General features: G+C 62.7%; 10 protein-coding genes. All 10 read left to right on the top strand.

Annotated elements, in window-relative coordinates; all coding sequences use genetic code 11:
• The first annotated feature begins 896 nt into the window (after nt 1-896).
• Nucleotides 897-2,018, top strand: a complete 1,122-nt coding sequence (locus QMZ29_RS03975; protein ID WP_282996719.1) for a site-specific integrase — start codon at nt 897-899, stop codon at nt 2,016-2,018.
• A 110-nt stretch (nt 2,019-2,128) separates the two neighbouring features.
• A complete protein-coding gene (pilM, locus tag QMZ29_RS03970; RefSeq protein WP_282996718.1) occupies nt 2,129-2,557 on the top strand; it encodes a type IV pilus biogenesis protein PilM in 429 nt (142 codons plus the stop codon).
• Nucleotides 2,558-2,561: 4 nt separating this feature from the next.
• Nucleotides 2,562-3,173 (top strand): prepilin peptidase, encoded by a 612-nt coding sequence (locus QMZ29_RS03965; RefSeq protein WP_282996717.1) that lies wholly within the window; start codon nt 2,562-2,564, stop codon nt 3,171-3,173.
• Nucleotides 3,158-3,631 (top strand): lytic transglycosylase domain-containing protein, encoded by a 474-nt coding sequence (locus tag QMZ29_RS03960; protein WP_282996716.1) that lies wholly within the window; start codon nt 3,158-3,160, stop codon nt 3,629-3,631. The genes QMZ29_RS03965 and QMZ29_RS03960 overlap by 16 nt, the downstream gene beginning before the upstream one ends.
• 3 nt (nt 3,632-3,634) lie before the next feature.
• The gene (locus QMZ29_RS03955) at nt 3,635-4,066 is read left to right on the top strand and encodes a hypothetical protein (protein ID WP_282996715.1); all 432 of its coding nucleotides are present in this window, start codon (nt 3,635-3,637) and stop codon (nt 4,064-4,066) included.
• A gap of 58 nt (nt 4,067-4,124) precedes the next feature.
• Complete coding sequence (locus QMZ29_RS03950; protein ID WP_282996714.1) at nt 4,125-4,595, top strand: lytic transglycosylase domain-containing protein; 471 nt, start codon at nt 4,125-4,127, stop codon at nt 4,593-4,595.
• A gap of 50 nt (nt 4,596-4,645) precedes the next feature.
• On the top strand, nt 4,646-5,122 hold the full coding sequence (locus QMZ29_RS03945) for a DotD/TraH family lipoprotein (protein ID WP_282996713.1): 477 nt from the start codon (nt 4,646-4,648) through the stop codon (nt 5,120-5,122).
• Nucleotides 5,119-5,943 carry a type IV secretory system conjugative DNA transfer family protein gene (locus QMZ29_RS03940; RefSeq protein ID WP_282996712.1) on the top strand — a complete coding sequence of 275 codons (825 nt, stop codon included), beginning with the start codon at nt 5,119-5,121 and terminating at the stop codon, nt 5,941-5,943. The genes QMZ29_RS03945 and QMZ29_RS03940 overlap by 4 nt, the downstream gene beginning before the upstream one ends.
• Entirely contained in the window at nt 5,943-7,109 is a 1,167-nt protein-coding gene (gene traJ / locus QMZ29_RS03935) for a plasmid transfer ATPase TraJ (protein WP_282996711.1), read from the top strand. Before QMZ29_RS03940 ends, traJ begins: the two co-directional genes overlap by 1 nt.
• The gene (locus QMZ29_RS03930) at nt 7,106-7,396 is read left to right on the top strand and encodes a conjugal transfer protein (RefSeq protein ID WP_282996710.1); all 291 of its coding nucleotides are present in this window, start codon (nt 7,106-7,108) and stop codon (nt 7,394-7,396) included. The genes traJ and QMZ29_RS03930 overlap by 4 nt, the downstream gene beginning before the upstream one ends.
• Nucleotides 7,397-7,421: the final 25 nt, after the last annotated feature.

Here is a 7,421-nt window from a genome sequence, read left to right as displayed (position 1 = left end):
ACACAAAACTGGCAGGTGCCCGTTTTCTGCGCTGCTAATTAGCCTGCCAATCCGGTGTGTGGAACGGTCCGAAAAACAACGGGCGTTATGCATGGGTCGGCAGCTTCACTTCTCAGTACAACGGATATAACTCAGGTAATGCCACCGTCACCGTGTATGCAGTTGGCGGCAATTCAGTTGTGTACAAAGACCTTGGTGATGGGCAGGGCTGCACGAACACCTGGGCGCTCAGTGCTTCTGCAGGAGGAGTAGGCGCAGCGTCTGCGTCTGACAACAACCCGGCCTGGGCTAAATCAGGAACGATTTCATTTCAGGTGCCTGCCTATACCAGTTATTCGATCGTTTCAAATCCCCTGCCAAGCCAGGGATGCTCACCGGGTGCTTTCACCGTATATACATACCAGTGACTATCTATGCGCACAGATAGCATAGGCAGTAACGGTTGTATTTGGGCATGCTGCAGCCCATCCATTGCCGGTTGGCTGGCTCCATTTCAGGCGCTCATCAGAGCCGGAGTTACACCCGGCACCGCCGCCCACGAGCACCTCGTCTGAAGCGCAGTCAACGGAAACTGTTTTGGCGGCTGCCGCCGATCTGATTTGCGTTGTAGGCGATGAGGACGTTTGCTTCCACACACCGGATTGGCAGGCTAATTAGCAGCGCAGAAAACGGGCACCTGCCAGTTTTGTGTGTAACCGCCACTACAGGCCTGTCCAAGGGTATTCCATGATGACCAATCGCCATCATGATTCACTCTGCCGACTTCCAATGGCCAGTTACCACCACAACTATTAGCACACACTCTTGTCGAGCCGCCCTCGGCCTTTTTCCACACACCGGATTGGCAGTGATGTCAGGATGAATTGTGGTATCGTCCCCCCCTTTTGGGGGGGTATATGGCAGTCAGACAACGCATAAGAAAAATGGCCTTATCAAAGGCGCTCGATAAATACTGTCGCGTTGTGTCCGTGCACAAGCGGGGACACCTGCAGGAGTTTTATCGCATCAATGTGCTGAAACGCTCAGCGCTGGCCGAAAAGAACATGGATGAAATCACTTCCGTCGACATTGCCACCTACCGGGACGGGAGGCTGGCAACGATCAGCGACAGGACAGGCCGCACGGTTAGCGCCAATACGGTACGGCTGGAGATGGCGCTGCTCTCGGCGCTGTATAATCTGGCGCGTATCGAGTGGGGCACCTGCACGCATAATCCGGTTGAGCACGTTCGCAAGCCGCAGGCCTCCTCCGGGCGTACGCGCCGGCTGACCTCTGTTGAGGAGCGCCGGATCCGGCGTGCGTTACGGACCCGCAATGCCGAACTGTCGGTGATTTTCACGCTCGCGCTAGAAACGGCCATGCGTCAGGGGGAGATTCTGGCATTGCGCTGGGAGCACGTGGATCTGAACCTGGGCATCGCTCACCTGCCGATGACGAAAAACGGCACCGCCCGCGACGTTCCGCTGTCGTATAAGGCCCGTCAGGCGCTACGCGAATGTACGGGCGCGCTTTCCGGTCCGGTTTTCAGCTACACCTCTAACGGTTTCAAAAGCGCCTGGCGCAGCATACTTTCCGGGCTCGAAATCGAAGACCTGCACTTCCACGATCTGCGGCATGAAGCCGTCAGCCGGCTGTTTGAGCTGGGCACGCTGAACGTAATGGAAGTGGCTGCGATTTCCGGACATAAAAGCCTGAATATGCTGAAGCGGTACACTCACCTGCGCGCCACTCAACTGGTCAGCAAGCTTGACGTCAGACGGCGTCAGGCGCAGAAGTTTGCGGCGCTCTTCGTGCCTTATCCTGCAGAACTGTGTGAGGAGGGCGGCGCCGTTACGGTGAGTTTTGCTGACCTCGAACATCTGACCCTCCCGGCGCCCACGCGGGAAGAAGCACTCATTAATGCGGCTACGGATCTGCTCCGGATACAGGCCCGGGCAGCCTGCGCGGGCAAGCGTCTGCCTCCGCCCGGTGCGGTGCAGGCCAACGATACCCGGAGGGTCTTAATCAGACCGCTCTGACGCCCGGAACTATTTCACGCATTCTGCCTTGCGCGGGGCTTCGTCCTCCTGCGGGTTAACGCCTGTCCGCTCCCCCCGGTCAGGCTCCATCACCTCACCCCGGAACACATATGCGATCTTCCGTTTTCTTCGCAGCCATGCTGCTGGCGGTAGCCACTTCCTGCCTGATGTTCATCAACCTAACCGCCCGCGACAACGTGGACCGCGTGACGCAGGGCCAGCAGGCGGGCCAGTTTCTCCAGTACGTCTCTGCATTTAACGACCTCTGGACGAGCAGCACTCCAGCCGACGGGGATGCTGCCGCGCGGATAACCCTGCCCGACTGGCTGCCCCGCAGCAGCACGATTCAGCTGCGCATCAGCGGCGGTGCGGGGTATGTCTTTATGCCTGCCAGCCCGGGAGTTTATGCCCAGCTGATGACAGACACCGAAAACAGTTCGCACTTTGGCCTGAGCGATGCGGCCGGTATCAACACGCCGTCCGGACGGCTTGCCCGGCCTGACTTTATTCCGGCCGGCTATGTGGTTTACGTGAGGTAATGCAATGCTGATTATTCCCGCTGTACTGATTTTCTCATTGATGCTCGCCTTCAACCTGCCGGCGCTCTATGCCGGTGCCCGCATTGCTGCCGAAGCCTCTGCGGCGGAAACGCAGGTTTATCCTGACGTGGCGCCCATCCGGCCGCTGCTGGCGATCGTGATGCTCTGCGGTGGCGTGTTCCCCGCCTGGCTGATGACGCACAACCCGGCCTTTGTCCTGTTCGTACTGCTGCTGGCCAGCGCCGCCTATATCGACTGCGTGACACAGTGGGTGCCCGACCTGATCATTTTCCTGCTCTCCTGGCTGGCGCTGTCCACGCTGCTGCCGGGCGGCTCTGATGCCATCCCCGCCCTGACGGGTGCCGCCGTCATGCTGCTGCCGGCGCTGCTGCTGAATCTCATCACCTGGATGCGGTCACAGCCGCCGGCACTGGCCTCCGGTGACCTGTACGTGCTGCCGGCCATTGGCGCCTGGCTGACCCCGACCTGGTCGGGCGCGTGTCTGGCCATGAGCCTGGTGCTGACCGCGATAGCGGGCCGGTTCGTACGCGGCGTGCCGTTTATCACCGTGCTTTATCCGGTCTTCGTGGCGGTGTCGCTATGTGGCGCGCTGTGATGATTTGCCTGCTGCTGATCGTGGCAGGCGTGACGGATGCGGCGAAAGTGCCGCCGGAGGCCGCACGCTGCTTTCGTGAGGCGGGCGTACGTTTCAGCGTTGACTGGCGGCTGCTGCAGGCCATCGCCGAAGTTGAAAGCGGACTGAACCCCGGCGCCATCGGGCTCAACAAAAAGAACGGCCGGGTGCTGAGCGAAGACCTCGGTATGATGCAAATCAACTCCTCCTGGCTGCCGGTGTTAAGCCCGATGGGCATAACCCGTGACGTGCTGCTCGGCAACGCCTGCCAGAACATTCACGTCGGCGCCTGGATACTGGCCAAAAACATCGCGCAGAACGGGGTGAACTGGACGTCAGTCGGGGCCTATAACGCCGGTTTTAAAAACGCGAACGAGCCGTTTCGCATGCGCTACGCCCGCAAGGTATATGCGCGCTATATCGAACTCACAGGAAACTGAATCATGCAGAAAGTAACGTTAAAGCGGGCGGGCATAGCAGCCAGCGTATTTTTTCTCGGCTGGTATTGCGCGGTGGGCTATCTGAGCTGGCAGTATGACGTTGACTTCTCACCCTGGCAGAAGGACGAGGCGTCCGTGCTACCCCTGACGCAGGCAATCTTCAGGCATCAATGTACCCGTGAGAACCAAACGTTAACTCGCGAAGCCGTCAAAGGCGATAAGGCTTTCGATGCTTTTAGCGCGGCGTGGTTCGGCTGCCTTTCCGACCGTTCTGACGCACTCATGCACAGTCTGTCGCTGGCCGTCACCGGATACAGTGACCTGAGCTGCAGGATGAAGGCCGAAAGTGAAGGGCGCCCTGATGATGCCTGCAAAAAGGCGCTCGATGAGCGGATACTGATGCACCGTGCGCTCAAAGAATTGCCTGCTGAATAACTACCCCTCCTGATGTCATAGCCACAGGCCCGGCTGCCCGGTGCCGGAGATTTCACCCATGCGAATCACCCACTTCTGGCGCACGCTGCTGTTGCTGGCGGCCGCGCTGTTTTTCTCCGCCACCGCACAGGCCTACTGCTTCCGCGAGGCCGGCGCCCGCTATCACGTGTCACCGCAGCTCCTGCGCGCCATCGCGCAGGTGGAAAGCGGCATGAACCCACACGCGGTCGGCTACAACCGCGACCGGCAGGGGCGCGTGACCAGCCGGGATTTCGGGCTGATGCAGATCAACTCCACGCACCTGGCAAAGCTCAAAGCCATGGGCGTTATCAGCGATGAACGCGACCTCCTGACGCAGCCCTGCCTTAACGTGCAGACGGGCGCCTGGATCCTCGCGCAGCACCTGCAGGTCTGCGGCCTGACCTGGCAGTGCCTCGGCAGCTACAACGCCGGATTTGCGGACGGCAATCAGGCCCGCCGCATGCTGTATGCGCGAAAAGTCTATTCCATCTGGCTGGCCAGCCGCTGAACGGCGCCGCCTGCTCACCCTTCTGAAGACCGGCAACCCCCGGAGACACCATGAATAAACACCTTATTACCGCGCTGCCGGTGCTGCTGCTGTGCGGCTGTCAGCTGCCCGCGCAACAGCACGCAGCCGCTCCGGCTGCGGCACAGACCACCCCGCCACCCCGGACAGCGCTGCAGATGACGCAGCTCTGGACCCAGGGCGACCTCGACGCCGGCACGCCGCTGCCGGTGGCGTCCGTCCGGGCCGACAGCGACCGCGTTACGTTCAGCTGGGACGGTGACGCGGTGGAGCTCCTGAGCCAGCTCGCCCGGGCGCGCGGGCAGTCCTTCAGCTACACGGGCGTGCGCCTGCCGCTGCCCGTGAACATCGACGTGCAGGGCGTTACCTATGCCAACGCGATGCGCATGATTGAGATGCAGACCGCCTGGCGCGCCACGGTCGTCACCTACCCGGGGCAGATGGTGCTGCAGTTCATGCCGTCTCTGCCAGCCGTTCAGACCCGCCACGCGAAGGGGAACCGCCGATGAAAGCCCGACTCACCGTCCTGCTGCTGCCCGCGCTGCTGGCGGGCTGCGCGGGATTTCACTTCACGAAGGCGGCCCCCGCGCCCGGGCCGGACGGCGCACCGCCGCCGGGTCCTGAGGCCTACCTGTCGCCGCGAGAGCGCGACACGTCTGACGTGTCCGATAACCGCCGCCAGATGCTGACCGAGGGCGGGCGCACCACCGGCTTTCGCGGCGGCAAGGCGCAGCGCGCGTGGGAGCTCCGGCGTGACCTGGAGGCGCGCGCGAAGCAGCTGGATGCCACCTATGACTTCCGCCCACTTATCAGCGCCCGCGGCTGGCTGCCGCCGGTCATCACCGAGGCCGTGGACGTGGCGCACGTCACCCCCGACCAGATACGCACCGCGAGCCACGTGTACGAAATCATCCAGCCCGAGCGCTTCGTGAGCAATCCGCCGACGTGGCGGGGCTGGCTGATGGCCGGACTCAGCACCGTGCCGCCGGACGAGCCGGTGGGCGGGCTGATACCGGAGAACGGCGTGCAGCGCGACATCTGGCAGGCGGCAGTAAATGAAGGCTGGGCGGAAGGGCGCCAGAGCGCCGACGAGACGCTGGAGGCCAACGTCAACCGCCTGACGCGCGACTACAACGGCATGCTGCAGTACGTGCTGCTGCGCCGTCAGAACCTCATTACCGCCCCGGTGGTCACCGAGCGTCAGCAGACGGTCACCGGCGACAGCAACAAGCTCACCACCGGCGACCGCGAGCGTCGCCTGGAGTCACGCGCCGGCTTTGTCACCGACAAGGCGAAGTGGAAGCCGGTCATCAATACGGAGAAGCGCTGATGTCAGCCTCAGGACTGGAACTTTACGACTTTGGCAGCGGGCTGAACGCCGACGCGCTGCGCGGCTTTATGGTGTGGTGCGCACGCAATAACGTGAGCGACATTCACCTGCAGGGCGACAACCACTTCGTAGTGGGCCGCTACGGCCGCCTGCTCAGGGCGAGCCCCTTCGCGGTGGCGGACGACACCCTGTCCAAGCTGATGGACGAGGTGTTTACCCCGGAGCTTCGCCCGAAGGTGCGCGGCGGGGTCGCCATTGACCGCGCAATGCAGCTCGACGGCGACATGACCGGCCGCTGGGGCCTGAACCGCGGCGAGCGCATCCGCTTTCGCGTCAACCTGCTGCAGGGGACGGCGGGGCGTCAGGACAGCACCATCGGCTGGACAATGCGCGTCATTCCGTCCGATATCCCGCCGCTGGAGAGCCTCGGCCTTGAGCCGGACCTGATGGCCAACCTCCTGCCGGCCAAAGGCATGGGGCTCTGGGGCGGCATTACCGGCTCAGGTAAAAGCACGTCGCTGGCGGCGACCTACCGCTACTGCCTGGACACGGACCCGGACCGCAAGGTCACCACCAAAGAGGACCCGATCGAGTTCATCCTGGGCCGGCCGGACGACGTGCTGCCGCCGCTGCAGTCGCAGGTCGGCAGGGACATTCCCGACTTCGCCAGCGGCATCCGCGCGGACCTCAGACGCGCGCCGTCAGTTATCGGGGTGGGGGAAATGCGCGACCGCGAGACCATTGATGTGGGCATCCGCGCCGGGCAGCTCGGTCACCTGACGCTGTCCACCACGCACATTGACTCGCCCGGGGAGGCGTTTCCGCGCCTCATCAACGAGTTTCCGCACGAGAGCCGCGACTCTCTGGCCTGGTCGCTGCTGGGCGTGCTGCAGTACGTGGTGGTGCAGACGCTGCTGCGCACCACTGACGGAAAGCGCGTGGCGGTGCGCGAGTACATCCTTTTTGACTACTACCTGCGCGAGAAGCTTGCCGGCATGCCGTGGTCGCAGTGGGGCGCGCACATCAACAACATTATCCGGCTGGAAAAGCGCCGCATCGTGGATCAGGCGTGGCAGCTGTACCGCACGGGCCGCATCGCCGAATCCGAGCTGGCGGTGGTGATGTCGCCGCCTCAGCGCCGCGAGTTTGAGGAGGGCCGTGCATGAGTGAGTTCAGAAAAGAGGATTACCCGCCGGGGTTCTGGCGGTGGGCGGGCAGCCCGCTGAGCTTTCTCGGCATCCCCGCCTGGCTGTTTCTGCTTTATCTCTTCTGGTTCCGCTTTCCCGCCATGAACACGATTTACGTCGTGACCGGCATCATCGCCGTGTTCCGCCTGCTGAAAGCCTTCGGTTGGGGCGTCACCGAGCTGCTGACGCGTTTTGCCCGCATTGCACGCGGCAAAAGCCTGAGCGGCCGTCCCTGGTGGTACCGGCGCTACACCGACGGTGAGTAGCCGTCTCTGACCCTGTAACAGGAGG

This window comes from Serratia sp. PF-27, assembly GCF_030053255.1.
In the GTDB taxonomy this organism is placed as follows: Bacteria; Pseudomonadota; Gammaproteobacteria; order Enterobacterales; family Enterobacteriaceae; genus Serratia; species Serratia bockelmannii.
Note: the sequence above shows the minus strand (reverse complement) of the source record. Positions and strands in the feature narration are given on the sequence as shown.